The 16,117-nt window shown below is 39.4% G+C and carries 6 protein-coding genes; 5 read left to right on the top strand and 1 reads right to left on the bottom strand.

The genetic code is table 11. The features are described 5' to 3' along the window. Nucleotides 1–4 precede the first annotated feature (4 nt). Nucleotides 5–424, top strand: coding sequence for a transcription antitermination factor NusB (gene nusB, locus PCNPT3_RS04630; RefSeq protein ID WP_015464711.1), 420 nt, complete (start codon nucleotides 5–7; stop codon nucleotides 422–424). 109 nt (nucleotides 425–533) lie between these two features. Further along, the gene (locus PCNPT3_RS04635; RefSeq protein WP_015464712.1) at nucleotides 534–1,250 is read left to right on the top strand and encodes a hypothetical protein; all 717 of its coding nucleotides are present in this window, start codon (nucleotides 534–536) and stop codon (nucleotides 1,248–1,250) included. Between the two features lie 91 nt (nucleotides 1,251–1,341). On the opposite strand, the gene msrA is transcribed toward PCNPT3_RS04635, so the two are convergent. Continuing rightward, nucleotides 1,342–1,881 carry a peptide-methionine (S)-S-oxide reductase MsrA gene (gene msrA, locus PCNPT3_RS04640; RefSeq protein ID WP_015464713.1) on the bottom strand — a complete coding sequence of 180 codons (540 nt, stop codon included), beginning with the start codon at nucleotides 1,879–1,881 and terminating at the stop codon, nucleotides 1,342–1,344. 370 nt (nucleotides 1,882–2,251) lie between these two features. Between msrA and PCNPT3_RS14120 the strand changes: the two genes are divergently transcribed. From PCNPT3_RS14120 to PCNPT3_RS04655, 3 genes are all read left to right on the top strand, one after another. Beyond that, on the top strand, nucleotides 2,252–12,304 hold the full coding sequence (locus tag PCNPT3_RS14120; RefSeq protein WP_015464714.1) for a tandem-95 repeat protein: 10,053 nt from the start codon (nucleotides 2,252–2,254) through the stop codon (nucleotides 12,302–12,304). Between the two features lie 250 nt (nucleotides 12,305–12,554). Then, the gene (locus tag PCNPT3_RS04650) at nucleotides 12,555–14,711 is read left to right on the top strand and encodes a type I secretion system permease/ATPase (RefSeq protein ID WP_015464715.1); all 2,157 of its coding nucleotides are present in this window, start codon (nucleotides 12,555–12,557) and stop codon (nucleotides 14,709–14,711) included. Continuing rightward, nucleotides 14,708–16,081 (top strand): HlyD family type I secretion periplasmic adaptor subunit, encoded by a 1,374-nt coding sequence (locus PCNPT3_RS04655; RefSeq protein WP_015464716.1) that lies wholly within the window; start codon nucleotides 14,708–14,710, stop codon nucleotides 16,079–16,081. The genes PCNPT3_RS04650 and PCNPT3_RS04655 overlap by 4 nt, the downstream gene beginning before the upstream one ends. Nucleotides 16,082–16,117 lie beyond the last annotated feature (36 nt).

Consider the following 16,117-nt stretch of genomic DNA (forward strand, 5'->3'; position numbering starts at 1 on the left):
GAAAATGAAACCGGCAGAGCGTCGTCGCGCACGTCAATTTGCAGTGCAAGCTGTGTACCAATGGCAAATCACCAAAGGGCCAGTGGGTCAAATAATAGAGCAATTTTCTGTTGATCAAGATTTTTCAAAAACAGATGTGCCTTATTTTAAGGAATTACTTGCAGGTGTTGTGAGTCGAATTGAAACAATAGATGAAAAATTATCGCCTTATCTATCACGTAAGATTGGTGATGTTGATATGGTTGATATTGCCATTTTACGTTTAGCAATGTTCGAACTCAGTTACCGTACTGATGTACCCCATAAAGTAGTTCTAAATGAAGCCATTGAACTGGCGAAGGATTTTGCTACTGACGAATCTTATAAATTTGTTAATGGTGTATTGGATAAAGCATTGCGTAGTTTAAAATTACGCGGTGAATAATAAGCCTAATTATCGTTAGGTATAAAACGAATTAAAATCCAGTTGTCATCGACACTGGATTTTTTGTCGTTTAGGCGTAGTGATCGTATTTTTTTAGAGAGGAAGAACAATGAATAAGAGTTTAATGACCAATATTATAGCAGCGGTTATTTTAATCGTAGGGTTATGTTTAACGGAAACGGAATTTTCGAATATATTGATCATGGTGGGGTTATTTGCACTTTCGGGCGCACTTACAAACTGGTTAGCGGTGTTTATGCTTTTTGAAAAAATACCTTTTTTATATGGATCTGGCGTGGTGCCGGCGCATTTTAAAGAATTTAAAGCGGGTATACGCACATTAATGATGGATCAATTTTTTACACGTCAAAATGTAGAGCGTTTTTTAAGTACGGGATCGTTGTCAATGACACACCTTGATTTGGCACCGGTGATCGAAAAAGTAGACTTGAATCCGACTTATGATGGCCTGGTGACGGTGATCATGGAATCCTCTTTTGGTGGCATGCTTGGTATGTTTGGTGGTGAAGAAGCATTAGTGCCTCTTCGTGAACCCTTTATAAAACATATGCGTAGTTCTATCATTGATTTAACCCAAGATGATAAATTTATGGAACTCGTTAAATCTGAAATTAAACAACCCGATATGATGCAAGATATTTTAATGCAAATTGAGCAGATCATAGAGCAACGTTTAAACGAGTTAACGCCACAACTAGTAAAAGAGATCATCCAAACCATGATCCGCGCGCACTTAGGTTGGTTAGTTGTTTGGGGCGGGATCTTTGGTGGCTTAATTGGTTTATTAAGCGCATTTGTAATTTGAATAAGAATGTCGATATCCATGTGACTTCAGATGTTAGAAGCTAAGCCTAATTTGGCTTGCTGATTTGTCATGACGTCTCATGGGTACATCTTCAAGTCAGTTTTAATTGCGCTTTAAAACGTTCTTTAAAGCGATTAAATTTAGGCGCAATAACCGCAGTACAATAAAGTTGCTCTGGGTTACGTAAAAAATACCCTTGGTGATGATCTTCTGCCAAGTAAAAATCTAAAAAGGCTGTAACTTCAGTGACAATCGGCGCATCAAAAACCTTGTCTGTTTGCAATTGTAAAATAAATGCATTGGCTATTTTTTGTTGTTCTAAATCATGAAAAAAGATAGCTGAGCGATATTGGCTACCAATATCGGCTCCTTGTCTATTTAGTTGCGATGCATCATGCAGACTAAAAAAAATGAGTAGCAGCTCAGTGTAACTAATTTTTGTACTATCATAAGTAACTTGTACGGCTTCTGCATGGCCGGTTTTTCCGGTACATATTTGTTCATATGTTGGCTCTATTATGTCGCCTCCCGTATAACCTGATCTTGCTTCTATCACGCCATTTAAGTGATTAAATGATGCTTCAATGCACCAAAAGCATCCTCCCGCAAACGTCGCTTTTAAAATACTCATATTTTAGCCTCTTAATTGATGTGAAAATGTAATGGATTTAGGGTAATAATAAGTGTTACAAAAAATGTTAATATCATGTTATAACGTTATGGTAGCATTTGTTATATATGCTTATATATGTGAATAAAACGAAATCCCTAGGATTTACAATATACGAGTATGCACTATACTCAATAGTTTAAAGTAAAGTGGATGTAAGTTAATAAGCGATTTATACTGACTTATAAGAACCTTTCCGAGTATTATATTATATTAAAGATAGGTATTATCTTTAAAGCTCCCCAACCTGTTGATTTCAGTGGTTAATGTTAAAAAACATCTTTGTTTGTTACATTAGTAGATACGCAAATAAAAGCAAAAGGAAGACATCATGGCTAAAAACACAACTAACACTAATGATAATAAAGAAAATTTAGCATCAGAGGAGAAGTTGAGCATCAATGAAGCAACGCTTAACGAGCAAGATCCTATGTTAGATGTTAATGCGCAATTAATTGATGAAATTGAGGCGATCCAAGATCTTATTGAAAAAGATGATGCTTTAATTGATGATGTTGAAACGGCTGCTGGTGATGAGGGGGCGGGCGGTCATTCTGAGCCGATCACTTTTTTGCGTGATGCAAACGAAACATTAGCGTCTTCAGAATTTCAAACTGAGGGTTTCTTAACGCAGACCAACACCCCAATATTTGATGAGAATAGAGAAGGCTTTCAAGCGTTAGTTGGGCCTCAGTTAAGCGTTGAAAATGGCTCAATGGATGAAGATGCGGGTAGTTTAACCCTTTCTTACAGTGCGACAGATCTTGATGGATTTATCGTATCAACGGTCGCGAGTGTACCGGCTGAGCAAGGCACGGTAGTCGTTAATACTGATGGGACTTATACCTTTACGCCGAGTAAAGATTTTAATGGTGATGCAATTATCACCATAACGACAACAGATAATGATGGCGCGACGGCGACGACTACCTCAACAGTAACGGTTAACCCTGTTAATGATGATAGCGTCGTGGTTAATGATATTGCGAGTGTGGATGAGGATGGCTCTGTTGCGATAGATGTACTTGCCAATGATACTGATATTGATGGTAATGATGCGACGGTTGATACCTTTACCCAAGGTGCGAATGGCACGGTTGCATTAAACAGCGATGGCACCTTAGAATACACCCCAAACCCTGATTTTAATGGCACCGATAGTTTTACCTACACCAATACAGAGGGCAATACCGCGACGGTCAACGTAACAGTAAACCCTGTTAATGATGAGACTGTGATCGTAGATGACAGTGCGAGCGTGGATGAAGATGGCTCTGTTGCGATAGATGTACTTGCCAATGATACTGATATTGATGGCAATAATGCGACGGTTGATACCTTTACGCAAGGTGCCAATGGGTCGGTTACATTAAATAGTGATGGCACCTTAGAATACAAACCTAATGCTGATTTTAATGGCACCGATAGTTTTACCTACACCAATACAGAGGGCAATACCGCGACGGTCAACGTAACAGTAAACCCTGTTAATGATGAGACTGTGATCGTAGATGACAGTGTGAGCGTGGATGAAGATGGCACTGTTGCGATAGATGTACTTGCCAATGATACTGATATTGATGGCAATAATGCGACGGTTGATACCTTTACGCAAGGTGCGAATGGGTCGGTTACATTAAATAGTGATGGCACCTTAGAATACAAACCTAATGCTGATTTTAATGGCACCGATAGTTTTACCTACACCAATACAGAAGGCAATACCGCGACGGTTAACGTAACAGTAAACCCTGTTAATGATGACACTGTGATCGTAGATGATAGTGCGAGCGTGGATGAAGATGGCACGGTTGCGATTGATGTACTTGCCAATGATACTGATATTGATGGCAATAATGCGACGGTGGATACCTTTACGCAAGGTGCTAATGGGTCGGTTACATTAAACGCGGACGGTACGTTGCAATATACACCAGCTGCAAATTATCATGGTCCTGATAGTTTTACGTACACGAATACAGAAGGAAATACTGCGACCGTTAATATTACGGTTAATGATATTAATGACGCCCCTGAAATTGAATCTAAAGACGGTGAAATAGTTCACAAACAAGGACCTGTTACTGTTACTTTTACGGCGACGGATATTGATGGCACGATCGTAAGTACCGTTGCCACTGTTGATCCAAGCGAAGGTACTGTTGTCGTTAATAGTAATGGAACTTATACCTTTACACCGGCAGAAGATTTTAATGGTGATGCGACTATTACCTTAACGACGACAGATGATGACGGTGCAACGGCAACGACTACCTCAACGGTAACCGTTATTCCCGTGAATTCTCCGCCCGTATTATCTGCTAATGACGGCACCATGGACGAAGATGATGGCAGTATTAGCATATCTTTTACTGCTTATGATGTTGATGGCACGATCATCTCGACGGTTGTGAGCGTTGATCCTGCGCAAGGTACGGTTGTTCTAGGTAATGATGGTACTTCCTATATATTTACCCCTGCGGAAAACTTTAATGGCGATGCGACCATTACAATTAGCAGTACGGATGATGATGGTGATACGTCAACGACAACGTCAACAGTAACAGTTAACCCTGTTAATGATGATAGCGTAGTGGTTAATGATATTGCGAGTGTTAACGAAGATGGCAGTGTGTCGATTGATGTACTGGCCAATGATACCGATATAGATGGCAATAATGCGACGATTGATGTATTTACCCAAGGTGTGAATGGCACGGTTGCATTAAACAGCGACGGCACCTTAGAATATACGCCGAATGCTGATTTTAATGGCACCGATAGTTTTACCTACACCAATTCAGAAGGCAATACTGCGACGGTCAATGTAACGGTTAACCCTGTTAATGATGATAGCGTAGTGGTTAATGATATCGCGAGTGTGGACGAAGATGGCAGTGTGTCTATTAATGTACTGGCCAATGATACCGATATTGATGGTAATGATGCGACCCTTGATACCTTTACGCAAGGCGCGCATGGGTCGGTAGCACTAAACGCGGATGGCACCTTAGAATATACGCCAAATGCTGATTTTAATGGCACCGATAGTTTTACCTACACCAATTCAGAAGGCAATACTGCGACGGTCAATGTAACGGTTAACCCTGTTAATGATGATAGCGTCATTGTCAATGATATTGCGAGTGTGGATGAAGATGGCAGTGTGTCGATTGATGTACTGGCCAATGATACTGATATTGATGGTAATGATGCGACGCTTGATACTTATACTCAAGGCGCAAATGGATCGGTAAAGTTAAACAGCGATGGCACGCTGCAATATACGCCAAACCCTGATTTTAATGGCACCGATAGTTTTACCTACACCAATACAGAAGGTAATACTGCGACGGTCAACGTAACGGTTAACCCTGTTAATGATGATAGCGTAGTGGTTAATGATATTGCGAGTGTTAACGAAGATGGCAGTGTGTCGATTGATGTACTGGCCAATGATACCGATATAGATGGCAATAATGCGACGATTGATGTATTTACCCAAGGTGTGAATGGCACGGTTGCATTAAACAGCGACGGCACCTTAGAATATACGCCGAATGCTGATTTTAATGGCACCGATAGTTTTACCTACACCAATTCAGAAGGCAATACTGCGACGGTCAATGTAACGGTTAACCCTGTTAATGATGATAGCGTAGTGGTTAATGATATCGCGAGTGTGGACGAAGATGGCAGTGTGTCTATTAATGTACTGGCCAATGATACCGATATTGATGGTAATGATGCGACCCTTGATACCTTTACGCAAGGCGCGCATGGGTCGGTAGCACTAAACGCGGATGGCACCTTAGAATATACGCCAAATGCTGATTTTAATGGCACCGATAGTTTTACCTACACCAATTCAGAAGGCAATACTGCGACGGTTAACGTAACAGTAAACCCAGTTAATGATGACACTGTGATCGTAGATGATAGTGCAAGCGTAGATGAAGATGGCACGGTTGCGATTGATGTACTGGCAAATGATACCGATATAGATGGTAATGATGCGACGCTTGATACCTTTACTCAAGGTGCGAATGGTATTGTTACATTAAATACTGACGGTACGTTGCAATATACGCCTAATGAAAATTATCATGGTCCTGATAGCTTCACCTACACCAATTCAGAAGGCAAGACAGCAACCGTTAATATTACGGTTAATGATATTAATGATGGACCTCAAATTGAATCTACAGACGGTGAAATAGGTCACAAACAAGGTACTATCACGGTCACTTTTACGGCGACGGATATTGATGGCACGATAGAAAGCACCGTTGCCAGCGTTGATCCAAGTGAAGGGACCGTTGTAGTTAATAATGACGGAACTTATACCTTTACACCTGCAGAAGATTTTAATGGTGATGCGACTATTACCTTAACGACAACTGATGATGATGGTGCAACGGCAACGACTACCTCAACAGTAACCGTTATTCCTGTGAACTCTCCTCCCGTTTTATCTGTCGATGACGGCACAATGGATGAAGATGACGGTAGTATTAGTGTCTCTTTTAATGTTTATGACGTAGATGGCACGATCACATCGACAGTTGTGAGCGTTGATCCTGCACAAGGAACGGTTGTTCTGAGTAGTGATGGCACTTCGTATGTATTTACGCCTGCGGAAAACTTTAATGGTGATGCGACCATCACTATCAGCAGTACAGACGACGATGGTGATATGACAACGAAGACGTCAACAGTAACAGTAAATCCTGTTAATGATGATAGCGTAGTAGTTAATGATATTGCGAGTGTGGACGAAGATGGCAGTATTTCTATTAATGTACTGGCCAATGACACCGATATAGATGGTAATGATGCGACGGTTGATACCTTTACGCAAGGTGCGAATGGGTCGGTAGCATTAAACGCTGATGGCACATTAGAATATACGCCTAATGCTGATTTTAATGGCACCGATAGTTTTACTTACACCAATTCAGAAGGCAATACCGCGACGGTCAACGTAACAGTAAACCCTGTTAATGATGAGACTGCTATCGAAAATGATAGTGCGATTGTGGATGAAGATGGCACCGTTAGTATTAATGTACTGGCCAATGACATCGATATTGATGGTAATGATGCGACGATCGCCAGCTATACACAAGGTGCTAATGGCAGCGTCGCGATCAATGCAGACGGTACGCTAGAATATACCCCTTATGTGAATTTCCATGGTGAAGACAGTTTCACTTACACTAATTCAGAAGGTAAAACAGCGACAGTTAATGTGACGGTTAATGATATTAACGATGTTCCTGAAATCATGATAAATAACGGCACGGTTGCGGAGGACACGCCTGAAGGGGTTGAAGTTCCATATAACATCCGAGATATTGACGGTACTATCACGTCAATAACAGCAAGTGTTGACCCATCAGAAGGGTCCGTTGTTATCAATGAAACGGAGGGAACCTATACATTTATTCCTGCAGAAAACTTTAATGGCGAAGCAACTATTACGGTAAGCATTACCGATGATGATGGTGCAATCACAAGTATTGAATCAACGGTAACCGTCACACCTGTCAATGACGCTACCGTCATTGCAGATGATAATGCTAGCGTGGATGAAGATGGCAGTGTGTCTATTGATGTATTTGCTAATGACGTGGATATTGATGGTAATAATGCAACGCTTGCCAGTTATACACAACCTGAACACGGTATCGTTTCGGTGAATTCTAATGGCACGTTCGAATATACCCCTAATCTCAATTACCATGGTGAAGACAGTTTCACCTACACCAATTCAGAAGGCAATACCGCGACGGTCAACGTAACGGTTGATCCTGTTAATGATGAGACGGTTATCGCAGATGATACTGCGATTGTGGATGAAGATGGCACCGTTAGTATTAATGTACTGGCCAATGACACCGATATTGATGGTAATGATGCAACGATAGTTCGCTACACACAAGGTGCTAATGGCAGCGTCGCGGTCAATGCAGACGGTACGCTAGAATATACCCCTTATGTGAATTTCCATGGTGAAGACAGTTTCACTTACACTAATTCAGAAGGCAAAACAGCGACTGTGACTGTGACTGTTAATGATATTAACGATGTCCCAGAAATATTGATAAATAATGGCACAGTTGCGGAGGACACGCCTGAAGGGGTTGAAGTTGCATATAACATCCGAGATATTGACGGTACTATCACGTCAATAACGGCAAGTGTTGACCCTTCAGAAGGGTCCGTTGTTATTAATGAAACGGAGGGAACCTATACCTTTATTCCTGCAGAAAACTTTAATGGTGAAGCAACTATTACGGTAAGTATTACCGATGATGATGGTGCAACAACAGAGATAGAATCAACAGTGACAGTTACCCCTGTTAATGATGCACCTGACGCAATAGATGATACACAAACTACTTATGATACAAGCATAAGCTTAGATCAAGCGCCCGAATATGGGGTTGTTGAAGTTGAAATCGAGGGAAATTGGGTTGCGATGCAACTGGGCGAAAAATACCCAGAAGATACGAATGTCCGTTTTGTTCCTGATACAGAGGCCATTGAGAGTATAACCAAAGATATTGGTGTAGGCTCTTTCGATCATGTTTTAGATAGTGATTTTAGTCAATGGGGAACACCGGTACCGGGCGATGCAAGTAAAATAATTTTTGATGCCGGTAATGGTGTATTTATCACAACGTCTATATCTGAAGGTTCACTCGTTGCTTATAATAGTGAAGGTACTCATGTTGGTTTAGGAATTGGTAATGCATCTGCAAATGGGATCAATGGTAATGAAACATTACTGATTGAAATACAGGGCGAGTATGTCAATGAAGTAAGCTTAACATTAGGAGGCTTAGGCACTTGGTTTGATGAATCAAGTGATAATGCGACAGAAGTTGTTATTACTGCTTATTTTGCAGATGGTAGCTCAGAGCAACAATCAGGATACAGGCAGAGTGGTGAACATAGCGATGTCTATGTATTTAATTCAGATAAACCTATCGTCTCTTTTGAGTTATCAACGCAAGGCGGAAACGGCTCATATGTAGTGCAAAATATGACATTATCTTCTACTTTAACGGATGAAATACATATCTCGACGGGTAATGCGGATGGTAGTACGAGTCAAAGTGTTATTGAATTAGATTTAAATAATAATGAATCATCGGTGAATGTCTCTTTAAATGATCAGATAAAAGATGCAATTACTGATCCCAATAAAGGTGACATTGTCGTCAATGAAGATGAGAATATTACTATCGATGTCCTCGAAAATGATACCGATGTGGATGGTGATAAACTTACTATCACGCATATTCAAGGACAAGAAGTGTCCGAAGATGGCCAATCGGTAGAGATTATTAAAGAGGGTCAAATAGTAGGTACTGCAAAATTAGTTGATGGAAAAATTCAATTTTTCCCTGCACAATATTTAAGTTTAGGTGAAGAGGAAACGGTTGCTATTGAGTACACTATTTCTGACGGACAATTATCAGATTCTGCTAAGGTTATCATCCAGGTAACCGGAGAAAATGATGCAACGCTACTAAACGTACAAGAAGCACATGGTAATGAAGATAACGAAATACCTTTAAATATTAATGTTGAGACAATCGATAGTAGCAGTCGTGTAACAAGTATTAATATTGGGGATATCCCCGTGGGTGCGGTGTTATTAAGCGCGGGCGTTATCATTAATATTACAGATGGCAATGCGACGCTAAGTCCCGAGCAATTAACCGATCTTAAAATCATACCGCCAAAAAATAGCGATCAAGATTTTGATTTGAGTATTACGTCAACGAGCATTAATGCTCAAAATGAAGAAACGACTCAACAAGTGCAACTACATGTTGAAGTACAGGCCGTTGTAGATGCTCCAAACCTAGAAACAAGCATCAGTGATGCACATATCTCGTTACTTAACGGCAGTGATTTAAACTCAGAAACGTTTGATTATCAAACCTATACAGAGGCCCTTGCAAGCGCTGATAATGTATTTATAGCAGCCCAAGAAAATGATGCTATTTATGGAAGCTCTGAATTTGACACTGTTATTTTTAGTGGTAATGCCAGTGATTACACTATTAATGCAAATGATTTTGCTACAAACAATGGCCATCTTAATATTGTTGATCATTTAGGTAATGACTCATCCGGTTCGGGTGATAATTTATACAATATTGATCGATTAGTATTTGCTGATGGTGTTTATCTGGTGCAAGCCGATGGATCGTTTATTGCGGAAGGCATTTCGGTTGTAGAGTATGACGTTGATATTAATGCGTCTTTAAATGATCTTGACGGCAGCGAATCGATGATCATCGAGATCCATGACGTACCAGACGCAGCCATCGTTATTGGAGCGACAAAATCAGAAGAGGGTGTTTGGGTAATTAAAATAGACGAAGGTCAGTCTGATTTTGATGGCGTTGTAAGCATCCGTTTACCTGAAGATCAAAATAATATGTTCACGCTTGATATAAAAGTCACCGCGACCGAGCAAAATGACAATGAAAATGGACAAAATACAACTAGCACCACACAGAGTGTTACGGGTACACCAATTATAGTCGAGGAAACGGTTAATTTAGTTATTTCTGAGCCTGAAATAGCGGAAACAAATTTAATTTTAGTACTAGATATTTCAGGAAGTATGAATGGGTCTATAGAGGGAAGTGACCAAAACAGATTAGATTTTGCAAAAACTGCATTAAGTAATTTATTAGAAATACAAAATACGTTGGGCGTTGTTAATGTAAATTTAGTGGCCTTTGAAAATAATATCTTTAGCTCACATTGGGTCACTTTAGATGGTGGACCAGAAGGCTTAGCGTCAATATTGCAGTATATTGAGAACTTAAATGCGGATGCCTATGGTGGCACAAACTACCAAGATGCATTAAAAACGGTAATGTCTGAATTTGAACAAGGTGTCGCTAGTGGCGATATTGATGTTAGTAAAGATACGAATATTGTCTTTTTAAGTGATGGTAAGCCTGGACAGTCAATTATCAATAATCCAGTTGAACAAGAATGGAATGATTTTACGTCGAATTACAACATAGACAGTATTAATACGGTTGGGATACAAATATCGGCGGGTGATCAAGTTTTAGTGATAGATGAGTTATCAGTGATATCACCAGAAAATGCACCCGTGTTACTTGATGATCCTGCAAAACTATCTGACTTATTAGAAGTACTACTGACGCCTTCTGTCGATGGCGATTTTATCTCTTCAATTAATGATTCATTAAATGTGGAAATCAGTTCCGTTATTATTGGTGATAAAACCTATAGTTTTGATGGAACGCGAATTTATGAAGGTGGTAATGTATTTAGTGAGGGTCACAGTGCTACATTGAGCACCGCTAATGGCACTTTAGTTATTAACTTTGATAATGGTAATTATAGTTTTACAGCGAATAATGTAAGCACCGATCAGCATGAAAAAATATTGATTAATTTTGTAGATACGAATCAAAATAGCGCACAAACGACGTTAAATATTGAAGTGAAAAGTTCAATATATAATGTTTCTCATACTTTTGAGAGTGAGTTGGATGGTAATTTTTCTGTTGAGATCGCTGATGGTGATTACAAAAATAGTAACATTACGGCAACTGATGATAGCGATCATAAAATAGAAGCATTCGAAGGCGATGATACATTACACGGTAAAGGCGGTAATGATCAATTAGATGGTGGTGCAGGTAATGACATTATATATGGCGGAGCTGGCGACGACCTATTAATTGGCGACTCTGAGCGATATGGTTTTGTTGCCGGCGATGACTTCCTTTCCGGGGGAGAGGGCAATGATCAATTAATTGCTGGTGATGGTAATGATACATTAGAGGGCGGTGTCGGTAATGATTTATTACAAGGTGGCCGTGGTGATGATGTTTTAGCGGGCGATGCGGGTGCGGATATTTTAATCGGTGGTAATGGTGCTGACGTACTTACTGGCGGTCAAGGAAATGACCTACTGATTGGTGGTACTGGAATCGATACCTTTGTTTGGAATGATGGAGACAGTGGAACCGATCTTATCCAAGACTTTAATGTAGCAGAAGGGGATAAACTCGACCTTAGTGAATTGCTCCATGTTGAAGCCGGTCATAATATCGACGATTATTTAAACTTTACTTTTGATGGTCATAATACCAGTATTGAGATTTTCAGTAATGGCAATGCAGAGCACGATGGCGCAAGTGCAGATCAAATGATCATTCTTGAGAACGTCGATCTTGTGCAGGGGCAAAGTGATGTCATCATTGTGAATAACTTACTCAACGCAGAGGCGGGCAGTGCTTTAATACTATCCGATAATATTGCATTAGATCCGACGGGAATGATCCTTGATATCACCGAGGAACAGATATAAGAGGTACTCTAAAAAACGCATATTATAAAAATATAATGAAAAAGTCTCTTTAATCACAGAGACTTTTTCTATGTCTATGATAAAATATATTTTTTTTGTATATGTAACAGGTTGTATATCTAAATTTCATAAAAAAATAATAAATTAAAGAGTCAAAAGACAAGATATCTCTATTTTATCTTTATAATAGTTAACTACTATCAGTAGCTCACATAATATTTTGTAACAGTCGACTTCTTCGGGAAAGTAAATGAATAAACAATGGGCCATCCAATCGTCAGAAAACCTCAATCAAGATCCCTTGCTTGATTGTTTAGTCTTATTAAGTGAACATTTTGGTGCCCCTTGCTCTGCAGAGGCGTTATCTGCTGGATTACCACTAACGGGCAGTGTTCTCTCTCCTGAGTTATTACCACAAGCCGCCATGCGCGCTGGACTGAGTGCAAAACTGACGCGTAAAAGTTTAAATAATATCCCTGCTATGTTATTGCCTTGTATTATTTTATTAAAAGATCAAAAAGCGTGTGTATTACAAGAATTAGATATAAAAAATAACAAAGCGATCCTTTCATTACCAGAAACAGGGGGTGAAGAACGTGTCAGTATAGAAGACTTAGAATCAACATATGTAGGTTATTTATTCCTCATAAAGCAAAAATATCATGGCGATCGAACGTTTGATGTGCATATTAATGCGACAGAAAAACATTGGTTGTGGGATCATATCAAAGCCTCTTCTTCTATTTATCGAGATGTGATCATCGCGTCTATTTTAATTAATATTTTTGCGTTAGTATCGCCTCTTTTTGTGATGAATATTTACGATAAAGTGGTCCCTAACATGGCATTTGAAAGCCTGTGGGTGCTTGCTATCGGAGGTACTATTGCTTATATATTCGATCTTATATTAAAGCAATTACGTAGCTATTTAATTGATATGGCAGGTAAAAAAATAGATATTCAAGTCTCTTCTAAATTGTTTGCAAAAGTGATTGGTATTCCTTTGGATAAACAAGCCCCCAGTGTTGGTGGTATGGCAAGACAACTGGGCGAATTTGATAGTGTGCGTGAGTTTTTATCCTCTGCGACATTAACCGCATTAGTGGATCTACCTTTTTCGTTGTTTTTTATCTTTATTATTTATTTAGTCGCGGGAGATTTAGCGGTTTTCCCTGTTCTTGCTACCTTTATGATTTTAGGTTATGCCCTATACGTACAACCTAAACTGCGTATCGCCATTGAAGAATGTAATAAATTTTCAGGCCTACGCCATGGGCATTTAATTGAAAGCTTATCATCACTTGAATCGATTAAAGCTAACGGTGCAGAAGGTATTATTCAAAATTCATGGCAACAGATGTTAGGCCATACTGCCAATTGGCAATTAAAGACAAAAACGATCACTAACTCGGTTGCCAATGTTTCTGGATTTCTTGTGCAATTTACGGTAATAGCGGTCATCGTTTTAGGGGTTTACCGCGTATCTGAAGGCTTGATCTCGATGGGTGGTATTATTGCTGCTGTTATGCTTTCTAGTCGCGCCGTAGGGCCGATGGCAAAAGTGGCATCATTAATGACGCGTTATAATCAAACGTTAAGCTCATTACGCCAACTCGACGGTATTATGGATCAAGAGGGCGAATTTGAAAATAAAGGGCATTTATCGAGTGTAAAAAAACTCTCCGGGCACATTGTTTTTGAACATGTTAGTTTTCAGTATCCGAATATTGAAAAATCTGCGATTTATCCATTATCGATAAAAGTAGAGCCGGGTGAACGCATTGCTATATTAGGGCGTAATGGCTCAGGGAAAACCACCCTCGCCAAACTGTTGTTGGGTTTATACCATCCAACGCAAGGCAGCATTCGCTATGATGGTTTGCATCAAGGGCAGTTACACCCAAGCGATTTACGCCGTAACTTTGGTTATTTACCACAAGACATCGTGTTATTTCATGGTTCAATCAAAGATAATATTTTGTTTGGGACGAAACAAGTTACAGAATATCAATTGATAAGAGCGGTACAACTTTCTGGTGTCAGTATGTTTACTGATTTAGAATCAGAAGGATTAGATCAACAAGTGGGAGAAGGTGGTAAATCACTTTCTCGCGGTCAACGTCAAGCGGTTGCTTTAGCGCGTGCGATTTTAAACGATCCGCAAATATTGTTATTAGATGAGCCAACCGCAAGTTTAGATGCGCGTGCAGAAAAACAATTTATGTCATCGATGGCAAAAACAGCAAAACATAGAACGCTCTTTTTAATTACCCATAAAATGCATTTATTGCAGTTAGTGGATCGTATTATTATTTTAGAAAGAGGTCATATTGTGGCAGATGGTCCTAAAGACGTTATTTTAGAAAAATTAAAAAATGGGGCAATTAAGATGGATGCCAAAAAATGAAGATAAATAAAGATGACTTAGAAATGGTCGATGATGTTTACGGTGCGATTTTAACACAAGCGCCGAGTGTGCATCGTTATACCATTTGGTCGCTAGCCGCCTTGTTTGTGTGTTTCTTTATCTGGGCTTATTTCGCTAAATTAGATAGGATCACGCGCGGTGAAGGAAAAGTTATCCCTTCCTCTCACATTCAAGTGATCCAAAGTTTAGATGGTGGGATATTACAAGAGCTTTATGTAAAAGAAGGTATGCGAGTGATCAAAGGGCAATCGTTAGCGCGTATTGATGATACGCGTTTTCGATCAGATCTTGCCCAACAAGACAGAGAAGTGGATGCTTTACGCGCTAATATTATTCGCTTACGCAGTGAATTAAGCAGTATTTTAGTCGCGGATGTAAAAAAATGGCAGTTACAAATAAAAATTGATAAACGTATTTTAATTTTTCCGGTTGATTTGACGAAAAAATCACCTACATTAATAGAGCGCCAACAACAAGAATATAATGGACGTATTAATACACTCATTAATCAAATTGCGATTCAAGCGCAACAAATAAAACAACGTGGGCAAGAAGTTAAAGAGTTAACTTCAAAAATATACACACTACAGACCAGTTTAAAATATGCCAATAGAGAGCTAAAATTAACACGGCCATTGGCTAAAAAAAATATAGTACCATTAGTTGAACTCTTAAAATTAGAGCGCAATGCAAATGATATTGGAGGAGAGCTAAGAGCATTAAGGATCTCCAAGCCAAAACTTCAGGCTGCCTTTGAAGAAGCGATATTAAAACGCCGTGAAGCTGCGCTTAAATATCGTAGCGAAGCGCGCGCGAAACTGAACGAATTACAATCTATTTTTTCACAGATAACTGAAGCGCAAATAGGTGTTAAAGATAAAGTCACTAAAGCGTTGATAACTTCACCCGTGATAGGAACCATTAAAACAATACATATTAGAACCTTAGGTGGCGTTGTTAAACCGGGTGATGTATTGCTAGAAATTGTTCCAACAGAAGATAAATTATTAATTGAAGCTAAAATATTACCGAAAGACATTGCATTTATTCATCTTGGCCTGCGCGCTCGAGTAAAAGTTACGGCTTATGACTTTACGCGCTATGGCGGTTTAGATGGGGTTGTGGAGCACATAAGTGCAGATACAACACAAGATAAAGACGGTAATAGCTTTTATATTATTCGAGTGCGTACCCAAGATTCAGCGATAATCGGTAAAAAGGGTGAAAATATGCCGATCATCCCAGGAATGTTGACCACCGTCGATGTCATTATAAGTAAAAGAAGCGTTTTAGATTACATTTTAAACCCTATTTTACGTGCTAGAGAAGTTGCGTTACGAGAATATTAAAGACAAAGCAAAGGCTGTTAGCCAAACTTTAAATTT

Source organism: Psychromonas sp. CNPT3 (assembly GCF_000153405.2).
Classification (GTDB): Bacteria; Pseudomonadota; Gammaproteobacteria; order Enterobacterales; family Psychromonadaceae; genus Psychromonas.

What these genes read in the sequence shown, in the direction of transcription:
- msrA (WP_015464713.1), bottom strand. Translation starts at nt 1,881, where the DNA reads ATGAGTATTTTAAAAGCGACGTTTGCGGGAGGATGCTTTTGGTGCATT.
- PCNPT3_RS04655 (WP_015464716.1), top strand. Translation starts at nt 14,708, where the DNA reads ATGAAGATAAATAAAGATGACTTAGAAATGGTCGATGATGTTTACGGT.
- PCNPT3_RS04650 (WP_015464715.1), top strand. Translation starts at nt 12,555, where the DNA reads ATGAATAAACAATGGGCCATCCAATCGTCAGAAAACCTCAATCAAGAT.
- nusB (WP_015464711.1), top strand. Translation starts at nt 5, where the DNA reads ATGAAACCGGCAGAGCGTCGTCGCGCACGTCAATTTGCAGTGCAAGCT.
- PCNPT3_RS14120 (WP_015464714.1), top strand. Translation starts at nt 2,252, where the DNA reads ATGGCTAAAAACACAACTAACACTAATGATAATAAAGAAAATTTAGCA.
- PCNPT3_RS04635 (WP_015464712.1), top strand. Translation starts at nt 534, where the DNA reads ATGAATAAGAGTTTAATGACCAATATTATAGCAGCGGTTATTTTAATC.